This window comes from Pseudomonas sp. DCB_AW, from assembly GCF_026240895.1.
Classification (GTDB): Bacteria; Pseudomonadota; Gammaproteobacteria; order Pseudomonadales; family Pseudomonadaceae; genus Aquipseudomonas; species Aquipseudomonas kermanshahensis.
Genome location: NZ_JAPFCE010000080.1, coordinates 1 through 20938, shown reverse-complemented (window position 1 = coordinate 20938; position 20938 = coordinate 1). Strand labels below are relative to the sequence as shown.

General features: G+C 63.9%; 18 protein-coding genes. 8 read left to right on the top strand and 10 right to left on the bottom strand.

The genetic code is table 11. The annotated features are described in order from the left end of the window. Positions 1-75: 75 nt before the first annotated feature. Complete coding sequence (locus OO306_RS24990; RefSeq protein ID WP_238213284.1) at positions 76-2241, bottom strand: TonB-dependent siderophore receptor; 2166 nt, start codon at positions 2239-2241, stop codon at positions 76-78. Positions 2242-2511: 270 nt separating this feature from the next. Here OO306_RS24990 and OO306_RS24985 point away from each other — a divergent pair, with 270 nt between their 5' ends. Then, positions 2512-3363: a CAP domain-containing protein gene (locus OO306_RS24985; protein WP_265970156.1), complete on the top strand. Its 852-nt coding sequence runs from the start codon at positions 2512-2514 to the stop codon at positions 3361-3363. A 34-nt stretch (positions 3364-3397) separates the two neighbouring features. Here the strand turns inward: OO306_RS24985 and OO306_RS24980 are convergent, their stop codons facing one another. Next, positions 3398-4372: a GlxA family transcriptional regulator gene (locus OO306_RS24980; protein WP_265970155.1), complete on the bottom strand. Its 975-nt coding sequence runs from the start codon at positions 4370-4372 to the stop codon at positions 3398-3400. A gap of 102 nt (positions 4373-4474) precedes the next feature. Here OO306_RS24980 and OO306_RS24975 point away from each other — a divergent pair, with 102 nt between their 5' ends. Then, positions 4475-5086, top strand: coding sequence for a LysE family translocator (locus OO306_RS24975; RefSeq protein WP_085274275.1), 612 nt, complete (start codon positions 4475-4477; stop codon positions 5084-5086). Positions 5087-5092: 6 nt separating this feature from the next. Here the strand turns inward: OO306_RS24975 and OO306_RS24970 are convergent, their stop codons facing one another. Both OO306_RS24970 and OO306_RS24965 read right to left on the bottom strand, forming a co-directional pair. Beyond that, positions 5093-6292, bottom strand: a complete 1200-nt coding sequence (locus OO306_RS24970) for an MFS transporter (RefSeq protein WP_099429109.1) — start codon at positions 6290-6292, stop codon at positions 5093-5095. 113 nt (positions 6293-6405) lie between these two features. Continuing rightward, the gene (locus tag OO306_RS24965; RefSeq protein WP_265970154.1) at positions 6406-7305 is read right to left on the bottom strand and encodes a LysR family transcriptional regulator; all 900 of its coding nucleotides are present in this window, start codon (positions 7303-7305) and stop codon (positions 6406-6408) included. A gap of 117 nt (positions 7306-7422) precedes the next feature. Between OO306_RS24965 and OO306_RS24960 the strand changes: the two genes are divergently transcribed. From OO306_RS24960 to OO306_RS24950, 3 genes are all read left to right on the top strand, one after another. Further along, the gene (locus OO306_RS24960; RefSeq protein WP_099429107.1) at positions 7423-7773 is read left to right on the top strand and encodes a cupin domain-containing protein; all 351 of its coding nucleotides are present in this window, start codon (positions 7423-7425) and stop codon (positions 7771-7773) included. A 268-nt stretch (positions 7774-8041) separates the two neighbouring features. Next, positions 8042-10459 (top strand): glucose/quinate/shikimate family membrane-bound PQQ-dependent dehydrogenase, encoded by a 2418-nt coding sequence (locus OO306_RS24955; RefSeq protein ID WP_099429106.1) that lies wholly within the window; start codon positions 8042-8044, stop codon positions 10457-10459. A 128-nt stretch (positions 10460-10587) separates the two neighbouring features. Beyond that, the gene (locus OO306_RS24950; RefSeq protein WP_265970153.1) at positions 10588-11856 is read left to right on the top strand and encodes a carbohydrate porin; all 1269 of its coding nucleotides are present in this window, start codon (positions 10588-10590) and stop codon (positions 11854-11856) included. Between the two features lie 144 nt (positions 11857-12000). On the opposite strand, the gene argE is transcribed toward OO306_RS24950, so the two are convergent. Together argE and OO306_RS24940 are read right to left on the bottom strand one after the other, a co-directional pair. Continuing rightward, positions 12001-13161 (bottom strand): acetylornithine deacetylase, encoded by a 1161-nt coding sequence (gene argE / locus OO306_RS24945; RefSeq protein WP_265970152.1) that lies wholly within the window; start codon positions 13159-13161, stop codon positions 12001-12003. Further along, the gene (locus OO306_RS24940) at positions 13154-13831 is read right to left on the bottom strand and encodes a DUF1028 domain-containing protein (RefSeq protein WP_099429103.1); all 678 of its coding nucleotides are present in this window, start codon (positions 13829-13831) and stop codon (positions 13154-13156) included. The genes argE and OO306_RS24940 overlap by 8 nt, the downstream gene beginning before the upstream one ends. Before the next feature lie 304 nt (positions 13832-14135). On the opposite strand from OO306_RS24940, the gene OO306_RS24935 reads away from it, so the two are divergent. Together OO306_RS24935 and OO306_RS24930 are read left to right on the top strand one after the other, a co-directional pair. Then, a complete protein-coding gene (locus tag OO306_RS24935) occupies positions 14136-15455 on the top strand; it encodes an NAD(P)/FAD-dependent oxidoreductase (protein WP_265970151.1) in 1320 nt (439 codons plus the stop codon). Further along, a complete protein-coding gene (locus OO306_RS24930) occupies positions 15455-15871 on the top strand; it encodes a RidA family protein (protein WP_027593581.1) in 417 nt (138 codons plus the stop codon). Before OO306_RS24935 ends, OO306_RS24930 begins: the two co-directional genes overlap by 1 nt. Here the strand turns inward: OO306_RS24930 and OO306_RS24925 are convergent. The 4 genes from OO306_RS24925 to OO306_RS24910 are packed head-to-tail and all read right to left on the bottom strand — an operon-like array spanning position 15862 to position 19621. Beyond that, entirely contained in the window at positions 15862-16668 is an 807-nt protein-coding gene (locus tag OO306_RS24925) for a sugar phosphate isomerase/epimerase (RefSeq protein ID WP_265970150.1), read from the bottom strand. The two genes, OO306_RS24930 and OO306_RS24925, sit on opposite strands and share 10 nt — an antisense overlap. After that, on the bottom strand, positions 16665-17405 hold the full coding sequence (locus tag OO306_RS24920) for an SDR family NAD(P)-dependent oxidoreductase (RefSeq protein ID WP_027593583.1): 741 nt from the start codon (positions 17403-17405) through the stop codon (positions 16665-16667). Before OO306_RS24920 ends, OO306_RS24925 begins: the two co-directional genes overlap by 4 nt. Beyond that, complete coding sequence (locus OO306_RS24915) at positions 17402-18751, bottom strand: MFS transporter (RefSeq protein WP_085274278.1); 1350 nt, start codon at positions 18749-18751, stop codon at positions 17402-17404. Before OO306_RS24915 ends, OO306_RS24920 begins: the two co-directional genes overlap by 4 nt. Before the next feature lie 42 nt (positions 18752-18793). Beyond that, positions 18794-19621, bottom strand: a complete 828-nt coding sequence (locus OO306_RS24910; protein WP_265970149.1) for an amidohydrolase — start codon at positions 19619-19621, stop codon at positions 18794-18796. A gap of 147 nt (positions 19622-19768) precedes the next feature. Between OO306_RS24910 and OO306_RS24905 the strand changes: the two genes are divergently transcribed. Continuing rightward, on the top strand, positions 19769-20722 hold the full coding sequence (locus OO306_RS24905; protein ID WP_265970148.1) for a LysR family transcriptional regulator: 954 nt from the start codon (positions 19769-19771) through the stop codon (positions 20720-20722). Positions 20723-20938: the final 216 nt, after the last annotated feature.

Below are 20938 nucleotides of genomic sequence, written 5' to 3'. Positions count from 1 at the left end.
GCCGGTGAAAGCACAGTGAATCTTCGCTGCTTTCACCGGCCTCTTCGCAGCACAAGGCTGCTCCTACAGTGAGCGTCAGAAGTCTATCGAGCCGGAGAACTTGACCAGGCGCGGGTCGCCTTGGGTCAGGTAGCCGCCGTTGGCCGAGGCCCAATAGTTCTTGTCGGTGAGGTTCTCCACGTTCACCCGCAAGGTGACCTCTTTCTGCTGCACCTTGAACCGGTAACGTGCGCCTACATCGAAGCGGTTCCAGGTTGGCAGGGTGAGCGTGTTGGCCGGGTTGGCGTACTGGCCACCGGTGCGCAGCATGCGGGCATTAAGCGCTACGCCTTGCAGGCCAGGCACGTCCCAGTCGACGCTGGCGTTGAGCTGGAAGGTCGGTACACCGACCGCATGGTTGCCATCATTGGTACCGTTCTGGGTGTTTTTCAGTTCTGTGTCCATGCGGGTGCCGCCGGCCATCAGGCGCAGCCCCTGCAGCGGCTCGCCAAACACGCTCAGCTCAACGCCCTTGTTTACCTGCTCGCCGTCCTGGACGAATACATTGCCCTGAACAAAGCCGTCGGTGGGCCGCTCGATACGGAACAGCGCCAGGTTGGCACCGAAGGTCTGGTAGTCGAGCTTGACCCCTGCTTCGACCTGCTTGGTCTTGGCGGGTGGGAACACTTCCCCGGCGTTGATGACCTGCCCCGACGCCGTCGCGCCCTGCGCCAGGCCCTCGATGCGGTTGGCGTACAGCGAGATCGACGGGTTGAGCTTGTAGACGATGCCGTAGACAGGCGTGGTCACCGACTCGTCGTAGAACGCGTTGCGCCCAAGGTCCGCGCCCTCGCCGTCATAGGCATACCCTTCGACCCGCAATTGCTGGCGCCTCACCCCCACCGTGACCAGCAGGCTATCGTCGAACAGGCCCAGCGTATCGGACACCGCAATGCTGCGGTTGCGCGTCTTGCCGGTCACCCCAGGGTCATCTAACTTGCCACCGGTAAAGGTTGGGGTGGTGGGCTTGGGCAGCGGGTCAGTGTGATAGAGGTTGGTGGCCTGCGCGTTGTAGAAGACGAACGCATTTTCTTGCTGGGTCCAGATGCTGGCCGCACCGATGTTCAGCTGATGGCTGACCGGGCCGGTCTGCACGCGGCCGTTGATGCCACCCATGAAGGTGGTGTTGTCTTCATTGTGGGGGATTTTCGAACCGGCGATGGTGGCGTCGCCGGTGGCGGCGTTGGTCAGGATCGGCGTGCCGTAGAAGCCGTTCTCATGGGTGTGCTTGACGCCACCGGCCAGGTAGCCGCTCCAATTGTCGTTGAAGTCGTAGTCGCCCCGGGCCATGCCGAACGTGTCTTCGGTTTCAGTCCAGGCCCAGTCCTGGCCATAGTTGTGGTCGGCATCCGGCGCCCGCGGGATATCAGTAAGGCCGGCCCCCAGGCGCACCGAGTTACGCAGGTGGTTGACGCGCTGCTTCTGGTAGCCGAAGTCGGTAGACAGGCGGAAGTTGTCGCCCCGGTAGTCAAGGCCGGCAATGAACAGCTTGCTGCGTTGATCCTGGTCGTCGACTGCGGTTTCGCCTTCACGTTGCGACAGGTTCAGGCGCACGCCAAAGCGGTTGTCCTCACCGAAACGCTGGCCGATGTCCAGGTGTTCGCCAACGCGGCCGTCGCTGCTGATGTCTTGGGTGTAGCGACGCGTGGGTACATCACCGGCACGCTTGGGCTGCAGGTTGACGTTACCACCCAGGCCGGTTCCGGTCGGGCTGGCGCCGTTAAGGAAGGCGTTGGGCCCCTTGAATACCTCGACCCGCTCTACCGCATCGGTTGAGATCATCTGCCTGGGCAACACGCCATACAGGCCATTGAACGCCACATCATCACCGCTGAGTGGCAACCCGCGGATGACGAAAACCTGCGACTGGTTGCCGAAGCCAAACGACTGGCGCACGGACGGGTCGTTGAGCAGCACATCGCCAATATCCTCGGCCTGCTGGTCCTCGATCAATTGCGCGGTGTAGCTGGTCATGGTGAACGGCACGTCCATCATGTCCTGATTGCCCAGCACGCCCATCTGCCCGCCCCGCGCGACCTGCCCACCGGCAAAGGCTTGCGGGAGTTCGCCCTTGACCTTGGCAGACTCGGCGTCGATAGCAGTGGCATCCAGCTGGATCACGCCATCAGCCGCCTGTGCAGTAACAGCAACGGAACAGCAGACAGCGAGAAAGGTCGATTGATAATGACGGGGTCGTGCCATGAAAGGCTCCTGGGTATCGGATGGACGCCTTCCTGGCAACGTGGGGTGGAGGACATAAATTAATCGCGATTGCGAATTGTTTCCAGCTGAAGTTACGAATAATTAACAAGTGATCGCACTTTTTGCGCGCCCAGCGGTCTACTTCCTCTTATGCCGCCTGCAACGATTGCCGTCGTTTGTATTGCTTTGCACGGGACTGGGCCAAAAACCCTGTGCTTGTGTAGGATGAGCAGCGCTTACCCCGACGCTGCCAGTCATAGGGAGATTCACATGCGCGTCCTGTCATCTGTTGCCGCCTTGTCGCTGGGCCTGGTCGTCTCGACCGGGGCCTTGGCCGTCACCGGCGAGGAGGCGCAACTGATCGAATCGATCAACGTCTACCGCAGCAAGGCCCAGCCCTGTGGTGGCGAGGCGTCGCTGGAGCTGCCGCCACTCAACAGCGACACCCGCCTGGCGCTGTCGCCCGAGGGCACCCGCGACTTGCAACAGGCCATGTCCCGCGCCGCCTACCCGATGGTGAACGTGCAGGCCATCAGCCTCTCGGGCCCGCGCGATGCGCGCGCGGCCATGCATGCCATCGAGGAGAGCTTCTGCCAGGTGGTGCTCGACCCGCAGTTCGTCGACATCGGTGTTAGCCAGGAAGGCCGCGACTGGCGCATCGTCCTTGCCCGACCGCTGCTCAGCAGCCGCCTGGGGGATTGGCAGGCTGAAGGGCAAAAGGTGCTGCAAGAAATCAACGCTGCGCGCAAGGTGCCGCGCCAATGCGGCGGCCAGCCGTTTGCCGCCGCGCCCGCGCTGAGCTGGAGCACCGTATTGGCCGGCGTTGCCGCCAACCATACGCGGGCCATGGCCAACCAGAACTTTTTCGACCATATCGACCGCGACGGCCGCACCCCTGGCGATCGGGCCGAGCTGGCGGGTTACTTGTATCAGCAGATCGGCGAAAACATCGCTGCAGGCCGCGACACCGCGCATAAGGTGGTCGACGCCTGGCTGGCCAGCCCTGGGCATTGCGCGACCCTGATGAACCCGGATTATCGCGAGCTAGGGGCGGCCTATGCCGTCGACCCGAAGAGTGATGCGGGGATCTACTGGACGGGGATGTTTGGCACACCGCAGTAAAAGCCAGAACAGCCCGGGCGGGCGATGCGGCCGCTCAGGCAACAGCGGCACCCTCGCGCAGTTGCAGTGCCGTACAGCCAAAGCGCCGCCGCACGCATTTACCCAGGTGGCTGGCATCCCCCAACCCCACTTCATCGGCAATCTGCGCCAGGCCGTGGCGGGAATTGAGCAACCGCCAGCGCGCTTGCTGCAAGCGCATTTCCAACCACCAGGCCTTGGCGCTCATCCCGTGGCTGGCCTGGAATTGACGATCCAGCTGACGCCGGCTGATGCACAGCTCTGCCGCCAGTTGCTCGATCGACAACGGTGAACCCAGGTGATGCCGCATCAACGCCAGGGCACGCTGCACCGCTCGGCCGTGCCCTCCCCCCGGCTCCAACGAACGCAAGGCATGGCGGCTGTCGCGCGTCTCGTCCACCAACATGTCGGCCAAGCCCTTCAGCGCCCGAGCCCGGCCACAGGCACGCGACAGCAGTTCTACCGCCAGGTCGATTGCCGCGGTCCCTCCCGCGCAGGTAATGCGCCCACCTTGAATGTGATAGAGCTGGTCGCGCAGTACCTTCAGATGAGGGAACGTCGCTCGAAACTCGGCTTCATGCCGCCAATGGACCACTACGTCATGCCCATCCAACAGGCCGCAAGCGGCCAAGAGGAAGGCGGCGTTGTCGACGGCCACCAGCTTCACACCCGCCTTGGCAGCCCGCTTCAGCAACGCCTTGTAGCGCGGTGCCAGTTCAGCGGTGGCCATGGCGTTGCGGCCGCCGAACAGCACCAGGTAGTCGTAATGGGCCATGTCGAGCTGTTCGGCAATGGCTTCCACCTGCACCACCGCACCACTGCTCGCGGGCACTGGGTCGAGGGTCAAGCCTGCCAGGGTCCAGCTGCAATAGCGCTGCTGGCTGTAGTCTTCGTCATCGGCGCTGAAACGCAGCTTGTCGAGAAATGCACCGAACGGCAGCAGGGCAAACGCCGGCAGGGGCAGGATCAGCAAGCGGATATCAGGGTGCATGAGAGCGCGTCCAGATTAGACCATCGAATGTCTAGATCATACCTTTGAAAAAACGCGTTGTGCCCTAGACTGGCGTTCTTCAATCCTATCAGGCACTCCCCCATGGCACTCGACACCTGGCTTATCTACCTGCTGGCCAGCATCGGCCTGTCGCTGACTCCAGGCCCCAACAGCTTGCTCGCGTTGACCCACGGCGCGCTGTATGGCGCACGCCGTACGCTGTTCACCATCGTTGGCGGGGTAGTTGGCTTCAGTGCCTTGATCGCCCTGGCGATGTTCGGCCTCAGTGCCCTGCTGCAAACCTCTGCAGCAGTGCTTGGCATACTCAAATGGGTGGGCGGCGCTTACCTGGTCTGGCTGGGTATCCAGCTGTGGCGCAGCCCGGCGCTGCACCTTGAAGTGACGCAGCGGGCCCGCAGCCTGGGCAATGCGGGCCTGTTTCGTCAGGGCCTGCTGTCGGCCATGGCCAACCCCAAGGTGTTGCTGTTCTACGGTGCGTTTCTGCCGCAGTTCCTCGACCCGCAGCGGGGGCTGTTGATGCAGTTCGTGGTGATGGCGGCGACCTTTGCCAGCGTGGAGTTCCTGGTCGAATACTGGCTCGCGCGTTTGGCGTTTCGCATCCGGCCTTGGTTGGCCAAGGGTGGCAAAGGGTTCAACCGCTGCTGTGGCAGCTTGTTCGCAGTGATCGGCGTGGCGTTGCCACTGGGGCGCTGATTCAGCTCAGCCGCGGCGCCCTTGCAGGAGGAACACCAACAGCGCCAAACCCGGCAGCCCGGCACCCACCAGCGCAACCCCCTGCCAACCATACTGGGCAAACACGGCACTGGCCACCGACGAACCCAGCGCCCCGCCCAGGAAGATACTGGTCATGTACACCGCGTTCAGGCGCCCGCGGCTTGCCGGGTCCAGCGCATAGACTTCGCGCTGGCCAATCACCATGTTCATCTGCACCGCGAAGTCCAGCAACACACCGGTCAGCCCAAGGCCGATCACGCTGAAGCCCGGTGCCGTCAGCCCGACCAGTAGCGCCACAGGCGCCAGTACCAAGGCCACCAGGGAGCCTGCACGGGCATGCCCGGCATCGGCCAGGCGGCCGGCGATGGGCGCGGCCACGGCCCCTACCGCCCCTACCAGGGCGAACAGCGCGATCTGGCTCTGCGACAGGCCATGCGCCCCCGCCAACGCGAGGGGTACAGCCGTCCAGTACAAGCTGAACGCTGCGAACATCAACGCCTGATACAGCGACCGTTGACGCAGCACCGGGTAACGGCGCAGCAACGCGACCAGCGACAGCATCAGCCCGGCATAGCTGGCGTTGTGCTCCGGCACTCGGCGTGGCAGGGTCAACGCCAACAACAGGATGATTGCCAGCATCACGCCCGCCGCGCCGATGAACACGGTGCGCCAGCCGAAGTGATCGGCTACCAGGCTCGACACCGGCCGCGCCAGCAGAATGCCCAACAGCAGCCCCCCCATGATGTTGCCGACCACCCGGCCACGCTGTTGCTCAGGGGCCAGGTGCGCTGCCAGGGGGATCAGCATCTGCACCGCGACCGAACTGAACCCGATCAACAGCGCATAGCCCAGAAACAGCTGCCCTTGGCCACTGCTGCTGGTGCCAGCCAACAGAAGGCTGACGCAGGCCAGCACTGCGGTAGCGATCATCAGGCGGCGGTTTTCCAGCAGGTCGGCCAGCGGTACCAGTAACAGCAGGCCCAGGGCATAGCCCAGCTGGGTCAGGGAAACGATCAGGCTGGCCCGTTCAGTGGACAGGCCCAGGTCGGGGGCGATCAGCCCAACGATGGGCTGGGCATAGTAGATATTGGCAACGATGGCGCCGCAGCAGAACGCCAGCAGGGTCACCAAGGCCCGGCTCAGGCCAGTGGCCGACGGCTGCTCTGCGGCTAGGGAGGGGTTCATGCGATGTTCCTCGAGAAGGGACGGAATATGCCACACACCTTACCCAGACGTGCCGCAGGCGAGAATCCGGCCAGTGCGCAACAGGGCTTTGCACCCTGCGCAACGCTGGCAGCTCAGTGCGTCAACAGGCCTTCGCAAAAGGTGATGAAGGCGTTCACGCGGCGCGACCCGCGATGGTTGGGCAAGTAAAGCGCGTTGATCCGGTCATTGGCAGTACCGGGGCTGGCCTGCCAGTCGCCGAACACGCGCTGCAGCGCGCCATCGGCCACGTCCTCACGCACCAGCCAGTCGGCCAGCAGGGCAATGCCGCTGCCAGCCAACGCGGTTTCGCGCAACAGGTCGGCATTGGCACTGCGCAACGGCCCGCTCACGTCCAGTTCCAGCACCTCCTGGCCCCGCGTCATGCACCAGGGGCGCGCCTTCTGCCCATAGCGAAAACGCAGGCAGGCGTGCTTCAGCAATTGCTGCGGGTGCTCCAGTGCTGCGCGCCCGGCCAGGTAGCCCGGGCTGGCCACCAGCCAACGCTCGAACCGGCCCAGTGGGCGGCACACCAGTTCGTCATTGGGCGCAGGGTCGCCCAGCCGGATAGACAGGTCGTAACGGCCATCGAGCAAGTCGTCCAGGCGGTCGCTCAGGTCGATGTCCAGCTCAAGTGCCGGGTGTTTGGCCAGAAAGGGCCCCAGGTGCGGCGCAATCACCCGCCGGCCGAACTCCACCGGCAGGCACAGCCGCAGTACACCGACCGGTTCCTCGCCCCTGTCAGCGACACTGGCATCGGCTTCATCCAGCGCTTCGAAAATGCCCCGGGCCCGCGCGTAGTAACGGGCGCCCGCCTCGGTCAGGCTGACCTGGCGCGTCGAGCGGTTTAACAAGGTGGCCCCCAACTCGGCCTCCAGTGCATCGACCAGGCGGGTCACCGACGAGGTCGCCACGCCAAGCGTGCGCGCGGCCGCGGAAAACCCCTGGGCATCGACCGTCGCCGCGAACATCTTCATGGCCAGCAGCTTGTCCATGTGTCTTCCGTCTTTTAAAGCTCGGAACAGTCCTACAAACCGCTGGGATGGTCAAGAAGCGCGCGCCCCCGCAATCACGTCCATAGTGGAAGCACCTCCCTTTGAACGAGATTTCAGATGGCCCCCTTCAACATGCTGAACACCCTGCCGCCCTGCGACCCGACCGCTGCCGAGCGCGTCGACGAACTGCTCAGCCGCCCCGGTGTGCGCATCGAGCGCATTGTTTCCAGCGGCCAATCCAGCCCGCCAGGGTACTGGTACGACCAGGCCGAAGGTGAGTGGATCGTGCTGCTGAGCGGTGCCGCGGGCCTACGCTTCGAGCATGAAAACCATACGCGGCTGCTGCAGCCCGGCGACTGCCTCGATATACCGGCGCATTATCGCCACCGCGTGGAATGGACCGCGCCGGGCATCGCGACAGTATGGCTGGCCGTGTTCTACAGCAGCGCCAGCCCTTGGCCGGAATAGGTGTTGAACGGTCCAATCGGGGCCTGCTGGCGCAGCGTGGCCCCTGCAGACGTTGCTTTTCGACGACTCGACCAAAGTATGAGTACTGATTCCATATCTGCCATGAACGCTTTGTTTACTGCATTTTTCGCTGCCTGATCTAGACTTTTGCCAACACCTTGGCAAGTTCAACCCTGCGACAATCAGCCTCACAAAACTTTGTACTAACTTGTTAATTAGCTTGCTAAGGGCTTAAACTGCGCCCATTCCACCTGCTGAGATCCCTGGCATGAAAGAAACACCGCGCGCCTCTGGCGCCACAACCCTCATTCTGGTCGGCCTGGGCGTTATCGTCGCCCTGCTCGGCCTGCTCCTGGCCGCCGGCGGTATCAAGCTGGCCGGCCTAGGCGGCTCCTGGTACTTCCTGATCGGCGGCCTGGCCATGGCCATCGCCGGTATCCTCATCGCCCGCCGCAAGGTCGCCGGTGCCTGGCTGTATGCCCTGTTCCTGATCGGTACCGCAATCTGGGCCGTGATCGACACCGGCCTGGTGTTCTGGCCGCTGTTCTCGCGCGTGTTCATGTTCGGCGCAATCGGCATGGTCGTGGCGCTGGTCTACCCCCTGCTGGTACGTGCCAACGGCGGCACCGCTGGCCGTGGCGCGTACGGCCTCGCAGGTGTGATGGCGGTGGCACTGGTCATTGCCGCAGGCAACATGTTCGTTGCTCACCCAAGCGTCGCTCCGACCGGCAAAGGCCCTGGCATGACCCCGGTCGAAGCCGGCAAAGAGCAGAAAGACTGGGCCCACTACGGCAACACCGAAGGTGGCAGCCGCTTCGCCGCGCTGGACCAGATCAACCGCGACAACGTCAACAAGCTCAAGGTGGCCTGGACCTACCACACCGGTGACGTCGCCATCAGCGACGGCAACGGTGCCGAGGACCAACTCACCCCACTGCAGGTTGGCAACAAGGTGTTCATCTGCACCCCGCACAACAACCTGATCGCCCTCGATGCCGACACCGGCAAAGAGCTGTGGAAAAACGAGATCAACGCCCAGTCCAAGGTCTGGCAGCGTTGCCGCGGCATGGCCTACTTCGACGCCACCGCGCCGTTGGCCCAACCAACCCAGCCGAACAGTTCGCCCATCGCCATGGCCACTGTCCCGGCCGGTGCCAACTGCCAGCGCCGCCTGCTGACCAACACCATCGACGGCCGCCTGATCGCCGTCGACGCCGACACCGGTGAGTTCTGCCAAGGCTTCGGCAACAACGGCCAGGTCAACCTCATGGCTGGCCTGGGCGATGTGCCGGATTCCTTCTACCAACTGTCGTCCGCACCACTGATGGCCGGTACCACCGTGGTGGTTGGCGGTCGCGTTGCCGATAACGTTCAGACCGACATGCCAGGCGGCGTCATCCGTGGCTTCGACGTCATCACCGGGGCCATGCGCTGGGCCTTCGACCCAGGCAACCCGGAAGACCGCAGCGCCCCGGCCGACGGCAGCACCTACGTGCGCAGCACCCCGAACAGCTGGGCCCCGATGTCCTACGACCCGGCAATGAACACCGTGTTCCTGCCGATGGGTTCGTCGTCCACCGACATCTATGGCGTAGAACGCAACAAGCTGGACCACACCTACGGTGCTTCGGTCCTGGCACTGGACGCCACCACCGGCAACCAGAAGTGGGTGTACCAGACCGTTCACAACGACCTCTGGGACTTCGACCTGCCAATGCAGCCAAGCCTGATCGACTTCACCAAGGATGACGGCAAGACCGTGCCTGCGGTGGTGATCGGCACCAAGGCCGGGCAGATTTACGTGCTTGACCGTGCAACCGGCAAGCCGCTGACCCAGGTCGACGAAGTTCCGGTCAAACCGAGCAACATCCCGAACGAGCCGTACTCCCCGACCCAACCAAAATCGGTGGGCATGCCGCAGATCGGCGCGCAGACCCTGACCGAGTCGGACATGTGGGGCGCCACCCCGTATGACCAGCTGCTGTGCCGCATCGACTTCAAGAAAATGCGCTACGACGGCCTGTACACCGCGCCGGGCACCGACCTGTCGCTGAGTTTCCCAGGCTCGCTGGGCGGCATGAACTGGGGCAGCATTTCCACCGACCCGGTGCATGGCTTCATCTTCGTCAACGACATGCGTCTGGGCCTGTGGATCCAGATGATCCCTTCGCAGAACAAAGGCAACGCGGCCTCCGGTGGCGAAGCGTTGAACACTGGCATGGGCGCCGTACCGCTCAAAGGCACGCCGTATGCCGTGAACAAGAACCGCTTCCTGTCGGTCGCCGGTATCCCTTGCCAGGCTCCGCCGTTCGGCACCCTGACCGCGGTTGACATGAAGACCCGCCAAATCGCCTGGCAGGTCCCGGTCGGCACCGTCGAGGACACCGGCCCGCTGGGTATCCGCATGCACCTGCCGATCAAGATTGGCCTGCCAACCCTGGGCGGCACACTGTCCACCCAAGGCGGCCTGGTGTTCATCGCCGGCACCCAGGACTTCTACCTGCGCGCCTACGACAGCAGCAACGGTAATGAAATCTGGAAGGCCCGTCTGCCGGTTGGCAGCCAGGGCGGCCCGATGACCTACGTTTCGCCGAAAACCGGCAAGCAGTATGTGGTTATCACCGCCGGTGGCGCGCGTCAGTCGACTGACCGTGGCGACTATGTGATTTCTTACGCCCTGCCGTAAGACTGCGTCGCCTGCTTCGCGGGTGAACCCGCTCCCACAGGATGATCACTGCACTTGCAAAGGGTGCAGGCCCTGTAGGAGCGGGTTCACCCGCGAAGAGGCCCTAGAACACTACCCGAGACCCCGCAATGCCATCCGCAATTCGCATCACTTCTCCCCTCCTGCTCGCCCTGGCCAGCACCACCGCCCTCGCCGACGGCGACCTGATGACCCGCAACACCCTGACCGGTGACTGGGGCGGCCTGCGCCATCAGCTGGAAGAAGACGGCGTCAAGTTCACCGGCGACTACAGCGGTGAAACCGCCTACAACGCCCACGGTGGCCTGCACCGTTCGGCCCGCTACTCGCAGAACCTCAAGCTGGGCGTGCAGTTCGACCTGTCGAAACTGTACGGCCTGGAAAAAGGCGGCAAGGTGCAGTTGACCATCAACGACCGTCGCGGCAACAGCGCCTCGGAAGACCTGGTGGGCAACCGCTTGCCGATCCAGGAAAACTACGGTGGCCTGTACACCCGCCTGACTGAACTGAGCTACGAGCGCACTCTGTTCACCCCGGCCTTGAACGTCAAGCTCGGCTACATGGCCATGGGCAACGACCTCGGCGGCTTGGACAGTGGCATCCTGTGCAACTTCATGAACGCCGGCTTCTGTGGCCACCCACTGAACATGTCGGGCGGCAGCGGCTGGACCAACTACCCCAACGCCCACCTGGGCGTGCGGGTGAAATACGACCTGTCGCCGTCCTGGCAGCTGCGTGTCGCGGCCTTCAACGTCGACCCCGAGAGCAACGGCAATTCCAGCCGTGCCTGGCACCTGGGGCCCAAGCACACCACAGGTACCGTGGTACCGGTTGAGCTGGTGTACAAACTGCAAGGCGAACTGCCAGGTGAGTACAAGCTGGGCTACTACTACGACAGCTCTGATGTGAAACGCATCGGCAGCGACAAGGAAGTGTCCGGCCGCGGCGGCCATTACCTGCTGGTCGACCAGGCCGTGTGGAGTGATCCAAGCTCGCCAGGCCGCAGCCTGCACGCCTTTGGCCAATACTCGGCATCAAGCGAGGCCGCTTCGCCGTTCACCAAGTGGTATGGCACCGGCGTTGTGCTGTACAAGCCGTTCGAAGGCCGCCCGCGCGATACCCTGTCGTTGGGCTATGGCCGCGCCGTGCCGAACCCGCGTAGCCGCGATGTGCTGGAAGACGCTGCGTTCAACGCAGGGCAGCAGTTCCCGAACATCGACAGCGCCGAGCAGTTGATTGAACTGAGCTACGGCTACCAGGCCACGCCATGGCTGAACCTGCGCCCGGATGTGCAGTACATCATCGAGCCGGGTGCGTTCTCGGGCAAGGATATCGACAATGCGCTGGTAGTGGGCCTCCAGGTCAAGGCGACGTTCTGATTCATTACGGCATTGCCCGCATCCTGTGAGCAGCCTTGTGCTGCGAAAAGGCCCGTGACAGCACAGTGAATTTTCTCTGCTGTCACGGGCCTCTTCGCAGCACAAGGCTGCTCCTACCAGGAATGCATAACCGGTAAAAATGACTCAACCTTCGCGCAGGTAAACCACCAGACGCAGCAGCATCTCATCGCACCCCTGCAACTGCTCGACACTGACAAACTCGTCCGGTTTGTGCCCTTGCTCCATGCTCCCCGGCCCGCAGACCACCGTCGGGATCCCGGCCTGGTCGAACAAGCCGCCTTCAGTACCAAACGCGACCGTGCCGAACGCCGCTGAACCACTGAGCAAGGCGACCAAACGTGCCGCTTCGCTGTCAGCCGGCGTGGCCAGCCCCGGGTAAGCACTCAGCGCCTCAAGGCGAATATCGGCTCCCTGGTTGACGGCGCGCATGCGCGGCAGCAACTCAGCCTCGGCGTAGCCTTGCAACTGGTCAGCCACCCCCTGAGCATCGAACCCTGGCAATGCGCGCACCTCGAAGTCGAATTCGCATTCCTCGGGCACGATATTCAACGCCCTGCCACCTTTGATCACGCCGGTCTGTACCGTGGAAAACGGCGGGTCGAAACGCGTGTCATGGTGCTCAGGCTGCGCCAAACCATCACCGATCTCGCCCAGCTTGCCGATCAATCGCGCGGCGTACTCGATGGCGTTCACCCCATAAGGCGCATAAGCCGAGTGACAGGCAGCACCGTGCACCTGGCAACGCATTGCCAGCTTACCCTTGTGCCCCAGCACTGGCTTGAGCTCGGTCGGCTCGCCGATCAGGCACAACCGCGGCTTGTGTGGGCGCTGCGCAAGCGCCGCAAGCATCGAGCGTACGCCCAGGCAACCCACTTCTTCGTCATAGGAGAACGCGAGGTGCACCGGAATACGCAAAGGCTGCGCGAGAAACGCCGGGACCGCGGCCAATACCGAGGCGATGAAGCCCTTCATGTCCGCAGTACCCCGCCCATACAGGCGCCCCTCCCGCTCACTCAAGGCAAACGGCTCGACCGTCCAGGCCTGGCCGTCAACCGGCACCACATCGGTGTGCCCCGAAAGCACTACACCGCCAACGTCCTGCGGGCCGAGGGTGGCAAACAGGTTGGCCTTGGTGCCCTCGGCGTTATGGAACAACTCGCATTCCACGCCGAGGTCCGCCAGGTAGTCACGGATGAAACCGATCAGCGCCAGGTTCGAATCGCGGCTGACCGTGGCAAAACCGATCAGCCGGGCAAGCAACGCGCGGCTGGTGCGCTCATTCATTGCCCGGCACTCCATAGCTTGGCGCCGCGGTCGGGTCGAGGGCGCGGGTCACGTAGTCCTGCATCTGAGGGCGATAGGCCTGCCACAGGCCATCGAGCTGGCCGATCGGGTCTTCATCGGCCCAATCGACGCGCAGGTCCACCAGCGGCCAGGTCAGCTCGCCGGCGATCTTCAGCGCTGCGGAATGCACCGGCCCTGCCTCGCCCCCGGCCGCCATCGCCGCCTGCATGGCCGCCAACAGGCGATCGGCCAGGTGTCCGCCGGCCTGTTCAAACGCGTGCACCATGGCCTCGATCACCTGCTTGGACGCCAGCAAGTTACCCGCAGCAGCGCACTGCTCGCCGGCCACGGCATTGTGCACCCCAAGCGCCTGCTTGCCGGTGAACAACGCGACCTGGCCCTGGCTGTCGATCACGGTGACCTGGCGGTATTCGCTCCAGCCGTTGGCGTTCAGCACCCTGTCTAGTGCAGCTGCCGGCGGCAACTGGCCCTGCTCCAGCACATCGAGCAACTGCGGCCCCAATGCCGGCAAGGTGATGTTCTGCGTTGCGACCGCCCCCACACCTGCGCGCACCCAGGGGCAACGCGCCCCGACCGCGATGCTCGACGAGCTGATGGCGATACCGACTTGGCCGGTTTCCTGGCAACGACCGATGATGGAGAAAGTCATGTGATGGTTCCTGTTGTTCTGTCCGATGCAGGGCATTCTGGGTGGAACCCTCCAGCGCGCGAAACCACCTTTTTCCGAGGGCTTGAAGAGGAAAAAACTAAGGCCGCCCGCACCACCCCGAACGGCATCAAAAATCCCCCTCAAGCACCGCGGCAAGCCCTATGAATCAAGGCCTTCGCCGTTTTATCGGCAAGCCCTAGCTAAATACTATTTTCGCCATTTGCGCAGCGTCCCTAGTCTGGCCCCAGGCAACGGCGGTCCTCCAAACCGACCTGACAAAAACCGCCTGATAAAGGGCTCGGACATGACTTTGAACAACCTCGAAATCGACACCCTCGTCGTCGGCGCCGGCCAAGCCGGCGTGGCCATGAGCGAACACCTGAACAAGCTCGGCGTGCCGCACCTGGTGCTGGAGCGCAAGCGCATCGCCGAAGCCTGGCGTACGGGCCGCTGGGACTCGCTGGTCGCCAACGGTCCGGTCTGGCACGACCGCTTCCCTGGGCTGGTATTCAACCTCGACGCCGATGCCTTCGCTGGCAAGGATCAGGTTGCCGACTACTTCGAACAGTACGTGCGCAAGTACAACCTGCCGGTGCGCACCGGCATCGAGGTGAAGAAGGTGGTGCGCAACAGCGATCGCCCAGGCTTCACCATCGAAACCAACGAGGGCGTGATCCGCGCCAACCGCGTGGTTGCTGCCACTGGCCCGTTCCAGCGCCCGGTGATCCCGGCCATCGCGCCAAAGGACGAGCGCCTGCACCAGATCCACTCCGCCGCCTACTACAACCCCGAGCAGCTGCCCGCCGGCGCCGTGCTGGTGGTGGGCGCCGGTTCTTCGGGCGTGCAGATTGCCGAAGAACTGATGCGCGCGGGGCGCCAGGTATACCTGTCGGTCGGTGCCCATGACCGCCCGCCGCGGGCCTACCGCAACCGCGACTTCTGCTGGTGGCTGGGTGTGCTGGGCGAGTGGGACGCAGAAATCGCCAAGCCTGGCCGCGAGCACGTGACCATTGCTGTCAGCGGCGCACGCGGCGGCCACACCGTGGACTTCCGCGCCCTCGCCCACCAAGGCATGACCCTGGTCGGCCTGACCCAATCGTTCGCCGATGGCATTGCCACCTTCCAGGACAACCTGGCAGACAACATCCGCCGTGGCGACGAAAACTACCTGGCCCTGCTCGATGCCGCCGATGCCTACATCGAACGCAATGGCCTGGACCTGCCTGAAGAGCCGGAGGCGCGCAAGCAACTGCCCGACCCTGAGTGCCTGAGCAAGCCGCTGCACACACTCGACCTGGCCCAGGCCGGCGTCAGCACCATCATCTGGGCCACCGGCTACGGCGTGGACTTCAGCTGGTTGCAGGTCGACACCTTCGACGCCAACGGCAAGCCACAACACCAACGCGGTGTTGCCCGCGAACCCGGTGTGTACTTCCTCGGCCTGCCCTGGCTGTCACGCCGCGGCTCGTCGTTCATCTGGGGCGTGTGGCACGACGCCAAGCACGTCGCCGGGCACATCGCCACGCAACGGACCTACCTGGCCTACCGCGACAGCGAGCAACGTGCCGCGGATGAGCAACAACAACCCACGATCAGCAACGTCAGCACCCTTGGAGCCCACTGATGCCAACCCATACCCGTATCCGCATGTTCAACACCAAGGTCACCTACCCTAATCAGACCCTGGACAACGACCTGTGCCAGGCGGTGCGCGCCGGCAACACCATCTACGTACGCGGCCAGGTGGGTACTGACTTCGAAGGGCGCCTGGTAGGCCTGGGCGACCCTCGGGCACAAGCCGAACAGGCGATGAAAAACGTCAAGCAACTGCTTGAGGAGGCCGGCTCGGACCTGTCGCACATCGTCAAGACCACCACCTACATCACCGACCCGCGCTTCCGCGAGCCGGTGTACAAGGAAGTCGGCAAATGGCTCAAAGGCGTGTTCCCGATCTCCACCGGGCTGGTGGTGGCGGGCCTGGCCCAGGCCGAGTGGTTGATGGAAATCGATGTCATCGCCGTGGTGCCGGATCAGGCCTGACCTGCCGGCACCCCGCTCAGCCAGGCCTGCGTGACTCGTGCAGCTGCCCTTAGCCGCTCTGCCCCGTGCAAGTGGGCAGACGGCACCTCGACGCTGAGGCTGATATCGCGGGGCAAGGCTGCGAGCAACTGCACCAACGGCAGTTGCCCGTGGCCAGGCAACTGCCTGCCCTCACGCGCTTCCTGGATGATGCCGCTGTCGGGTGGTGCCTGCAGTGGGGCATCGCACAATTGCACGGCGCGCAAGTAACGCGGGTCGATTCCGGCAAGGTCCACTACCGCTGCACCAGCGCGAAACAGGTGCAGGGCATCGACCAGCACGCTGCTGTTGTCCTGCCCCGCCCCTGCCACCACGGTATAGGCCTGGTGCACGTTCGCCACCGGCCGCCAGCGCATGAATTCAAGGTCCACGCGCACGCCATAACCCCCTGCCAACTCGCACAAGGCCGCGAAATGCCCGGTCAGCCGCGCGACATCGGCATCATCGCCCGACACCGTCAGGCTTACCGCCCCCAGCTCCGCACCTGCCGCCAGCAAAGGCTCGTAATCGGCGACCACCACCTCGGGCGTCAATGACACGAACTCGATATCAGCGACCCGTACGCCCTCACCCGCCATCACCGCCTTGAGCTCACGCAGCGCCAGGCTGCCCGCCGTTACCGGGTAGGCCAGCGCACCCGGCATCACCGGATGCAGGCGCAGCCCCACCGCGCTGAAGCCGGCACGGCTCGCCTCGCGCACCAGCACGGCTGGCGCCAGGTCCAGTGCCGTCAGGTGAGCGACGCCCAGGCCCCTCAATAGGTCGCCCTCCCGCCACTGAGGTCGAACACGAAGCCGGTGGTGAAACTGCACTCTGGCCCGGCGATCCAGCTCACCATGTTGGCGATTTCCTCGACCTTCAGGAAGCGCCCCATGGGGATCTTGGCCTTGCTCGCTGCGATGTGCTCCGGGGTCATTTCGGCCATCAGCGGCGTTTCGACCATCGCCGGCGCCACGCAGTTGAGCAGCACGCCATCCTGCGCCAGCTCCTTGGCTGCGGCCTTGGTGAAAGCGATCACGCCTGCTTTGGCCGCCGAGTACGCCGAGATGTACTGCACGCCATCCTTGCCCGCCATCGAGGCGACGTTGACGATACGTCCGTAGCCGCGCTCGCGCATGTGCGGGATGGCGGTGCGGCAGCAATAGAACACCCCATTCAGGTCAATGGCGATGACCTTGTCCCAGGCCGCTGGCGGGTATTCCCAGGCGGGTACCACTGGGCCATTGATACCGGCGTTGTTGACCAGGATCTCGACCTGCCCGACGTGTGCAAGCACGTCGGCAAATGCCGCTTCCACCGACGCCAGTGATGAAACATCGACAGACTGGCGCAGCACCGGCTCAAAGCCGTTTTCGGCTGTGTCCCAGCCATCGACCGCCAAGTCCCAGATCACCACGTGGGCACCTGCGGCGTGCAGCCGCTGTGCAATCCCCAGGCCGATGCCACGCATGCCGCCGGTGACGATTGCAGTCTGCCCTTGCAGGTATTGGCTCATTGCTTTGCTCCATTTTCGAGGTTAGGGATGTCTGGCAGACGACGCAGGTCGCTCACCATGAACAGGTAACACAGGGCACCGAGGACGGTGATCGACGACACGAAGGCCAAGGCCCAGACGAACGACCCGGTCATCGAAACGATGATGCCGATGGTCAACGGGGTGACGATGCCCGCCGCGTTGGCGAACAGGTTGAACAGGCCACCGCTCAAGCCCAGCAGGCCCTTTGGCGCGATGTCGGAAACGATCATCCAGGCCAGCGCCGACATGCCTTGGGCGAAGTAGGCGATGCAGAGAATGGCGATTACCAGCGCGTCGGACTCGACATAGTTAGCCAGCACGATCACCGACGCGGTGAGCAGGCCGGCAATCACTGGCAGCTTGCGCGCCACGTTCAAGGAGTAGCCGCGGCGCAGCAAGGCATCGGACAACCAGCCACCGACCAGGGTGCCCAGCGAGGCGGCGATGAACGGCAGCACCGCGACCCAGCCAACCTTCAGCCACGGCATGTGCCGCTCGGTGACCAGGTAGGTCGGGAACCAGGTCAGGAAGAACACGTTGGTCGAGTTGCAGGCAAACTGCCCCAGGCAGATGCCCAGCATGTTGCGGTGCTTAAGCAGAGCCGGGATCTGCGACCAACGGAATACCGTGGCTTTCTGGCCACCGTCGACCACGCCACCGCCCGCTGCGATGTAGTCGAGTTCGGCTTTGTTCGCCGTGGTGGACTGGTGCGGTTCATGGTACTTGCGCCACCAGACCAGGCCGTAAAGGATGCCCATCAGCCCGACCGCCATCAGCAGAAAACGCCAGCCGTAGGCGTGCAGTACCCAGAACAGCAGCGGCGTAAGAAACGCCAGCCCCGTGTACTCGGCAAAGGTGTAAATGCCAGTCGCCCTGGCCCGCTCACTCTGTGGGAACCAGGTCGCCACCACGCGGCTGTTGGTGGGGAAGCACGGCGCTTCGGTCACCCCCACCAGAAAACGCATGCCCAACAGCGACAGAAAGCCCTGAGCCAACCCTTGCAGGCCGGTGAACAGCGACCACAGCGTCAAGGCCAGCCAGTACGTGAACTTGGTGCCCAGCCGGTCGATGAGGATCCCGCCGGGGATCTGGGCCGCCGCGTAGGTCCAGGAAAACGCCGAGAAGATCACGCCCATCATCGCGGCGTTAAGGCCCAGGTCGGCACTGATGCTAGGCGCCGCTATGCCCATCACGCTGCGGTCGAGGTAGTTGATCATCGTGCCGCCGGAGATCAGCGCCAGGATCATGAAGCGGGTGCGGGTACGTTGTTGCAGGCGTGCAGGCGTGTCGAACGCCCCCACACCGAGGTTCTGTTCAGTGTTCATGACGGTTGCTCTCTTGTTATTGGAATGGCAAAGGGCGGTGCGCTAGGCAAACCCGAACAGACGTCGCGGCGTGTCCCACATGACGGTGCGGCGCAGTTGCGCATCTGGCATCAGTTGCTCGGCCAGTTTCAGCAGCGGCCCGTAGTCCACCCGCGAGCGCTGGCGAATGAACGGCCAATCGGAGCCCCACACGCAGGCCTGTGGGCCAAACGCTTCGAGCAGGGCATGAACGTAGGCACTGCTCTGCGCCTGCAGCGCATCGGCCGAGGCGAACTTCTGCATGCCGGACAGCTTGACGCTGGCCCGGCCGCTCGCGGCCAACCGCAGCAAGGCCTGGAAACCCGGTTGGTGAATACCGGCGCTCACCTCCGGGCGGCCGCAATGGTCGATCAACACGCGCGCCGACGTGCGCTCAAGCAGCCCGCGCAGCGCCAGCAACTGGTCTTCGCACACCTGAATCTGCGCAAACAGGTCGAGCTCGGCGAGCTTGCCGAACAACCCGTCGGCTGCATCCAGGCTCGCCACACCGTACAACGCCGGGTTGAAGGCCACCCCGACCACCCCTTGCGCCTGCAACGTAGCCAGCGCATCCAGGGTGATGTGAGGGCTAACCACCGCCACCCCCTTGAAACGCCCCTGCCCAGTGGCGAGCGCGCTCAGCAGGCAGCTATTGTCGGTGTGGTAGCCACTGTTCGGCCCCACCAGCAAAGCATGCTGCACGCCATAGGCGTCCATCACCCGGTTGAATTGCTCAAGGGTGGCGACCTCCTGCCCGGACGGGGCGTAAGGCGCGTCGGGGTGGTAGGGAAAGCGCGCGGGATCAAACAAATGGTTATGGCAATCGATCTTGGGTTCATCGAAGATGTTCACGCAACACTCCCGTCAAGCGCCGCTGCGCTTGCCTGCAGATCTTGTTATTGTGCGCCGCGAAGGCGACTCGGCAGGCTTCAAGATACTGCGTGCCCGGCGTCTGCGCTCATACCCAGATGGCGAAGACCATAACCAAAGGTAATGCTTATGCCCCTCGACCATGACGGCCCGGAAGCCCGCAACCTGGTGTTCAAACTGCGGCACATGGAAGTGTTTCGTGCGGTGATGTTGACGGGCTCGATCAGCGCGGCGGCGAAGATGCTCTACGTGTCGCAGCCGGCCGTGAGCAAATTGATCCAGTACATCGAGGGGCGGCTGGCGTACCGCTTGTTCGAGCGCATCAACAACCGCCTGGTGCCGACCCACGAAGCGCAGATTCTGTACCGCGAAGTCGAGCGGGTATATCAGGCCGCGCTGGAGGTCAATGAATGTGCGTTGTCACTGGGCAGTGGCGGCCACCGTAACCTGCGCATCTCGTGCAGCGCCTCGCTGTCGACCGTGGTCATCCCGATTGCGCTGGCCCAACTCAAGCGTGAGTCACCCTCGCTGAACATCGAGTGGCAGACCTCGTTGATGGGTGAAATGCCGAACCAGATCCTGTCGAAGAAGGTCGACCTGTCGATTGCCGCCTTGCCGGTGATCCACGATCACCTGCATTCACGCGCGTTCATGCGCGGGCGCATGGTGGTGGTGATGCCGCCGGAGCATGCCTTGGCGCGGCATCCGTCACTGGCGCTGGAGCAACTGCAAGGCCATGCCCTGCTGCTGTTCAGGCCCGACATGCCGTTCGGCAAATTGCTGGCCGAACACATCCACCAGCGCGGGCTGCAGTTGGAGTCGCTGTTGTCGTTCACCAATGCCAACGAAGCTGTGGCATTGGTCAAGCAAGGCATGGGCATTAGCTTGATCGACGAGTTCGTGGCGCAGGACAGCGGCTTGACGGTGGTCCCCCTGGCCGACGAAATCCACTTCGACATCAGTTTCGTCTATTCGCGCTTCGAGCCACCTTCGCACTCGGCGCTGCACCTGATGCAGGTGCTGCATGCGCAGGCCCTGAAGCTGGGGCGGGGGATCGAGGGGTTCGCGTTGCCAACCCCTTGATGAACCGGGGCCGCCCGGCACCCCATCGCCGGCAAGCCGGCTCCCACAGGTAACTGCGCAGGCTCAGACCTTGTGAGGGCCCGGTGGGAGCGCGGGGGGCCGGGGGGGGGGGGCCAGGCCGCCCCGGGGGGGAAAAAAGCCCTGCCCCCGGCCCCCCCACCCACGCCCAGGAGCACCACCGCCGCCCCCTGTGCCTCCGCGAAAAAGGGGGAAGGG

What these genes read in the sequence shown, in the direction of transcription:
- OO306_RS24930 (WP_027593581.1), top strand. Translation starts at nt 15,455, where the DNA reads ATGCCAACCCATACCCGTATCCGCATGTTCAACACCAAGGTCACCTAC.
- OO306_RS24975 (WP_085274275.1), top strand. Translation starts at nt 4,475, where the DNA reads ATGGCACTCGACACCTGGCTTATCTACCTGCTGGCCAGCATCGGCCTG.
- OO306_RS24965 (WP_265970154.1), bottom strand. Translation starts at nt 7,305, where the DNA reads ATGGACAAGCTGCTGGCCATGAAGATGTTCGCGGCGACGGTCGATGCC.
- OO306_RS24950 (WP_265970153.1), top strand. Translation starts at nt 10,588, where the DNA reads ATGCCATCCGCAATTCGCATCACTTCTCCCCTCCTGCTCGCCCTGGCC.
- OO306_RS24955 (WP_099429106.1), top strand. Translation starts at nt 8,042, where the DNA reads ATGAAAGAAACACCGCGCGCCTCTGGCGCCACAACCCTCATTCTGGTC.
- OO306_RS24970 (WP_099429109.1), bottom strand. Translation starts at nt 6,292, where the DNA reads ATGAACCCCTCCCTAGCCGCAGAGCAGCCGTCGGCCACTGGCCTGAGC.
- OO306_RS24905 (WP_265970148.1), top strand. Translation starts at nt 19,769, where the DNA reads ATGCCCCTCGACCATGACGGCCCGGAAGCCCGCAACCTGGTGTTCAAA.
- argE (WP_265970152.1), bottom strand. Translation starts at nt 13,161, where the DNA reads ATGAATGAGCGCACCAGCCGCGCGTTGCTTGCCCGGCTGATCGGTTTT.
- OO306_RS24935 (WP_265970151.1), top strand. Translation starts at nt 14,136, where the DNA reads ATGACTTTGAACAACCTCGAAATCGACACCCTCGTCGTCGGCGCCGGC.
- OO306_RS24980 (WP_265970155.1), bottom strand. Translation starts at nt 4,372, where the DNA reads ATGCACCCTGATATCCGCTTGCTGATCCTGCCCCTGCCGGCGTTTGCC.
- OO306_RS24940 (WP_099429103.1), bottom strand. Translation starts at nt 13,831, where the DNA reads ATGACTTTCTCCATCATCGGTCGTTGCCAGGAAACCGGCCAAGTCGGT.
- OO306_RS24990 (WP_238213284.1), bottom strand. Translation starts at nt 2,241, where the DNA reads ATGGCACGACCCCGTCATTATCAATCGACCTTTCTCGCTGTCTGCTGT.
- OO306_RS24985 (WP_265970156.1), top strand. Translation starts at nt 2,512, where the DNA reads ATGCGCGTCCTGTCATCTGTTGCCGCCTTGTCGCTGGGCCTGGTCGTC.
- OO306_RS24915 (WP_085274278.1), bottom strand. Translation starts at nt 18,751, where the DNA reads ATGAACACTGAACAGAACCTCGGTGTGGGGGCGTTCGACACGCCTGCA.
- OO306_RS24920 (WP_027593583.1), bottom strand. Translation starts at nt 17,405, where the DNA reads ATGAGCCAATACCTGCAAGGGCAGACTGCAATCGTCACCGGCGGCATG.
- OO306_RS24960 (WP_099429107.1), top strand. Translation starts at nt 7,423, where the DNA reads ATGGCCCCCTTCAACATGCTGAACACCCTGCCGCCCTGCGACCCGACC.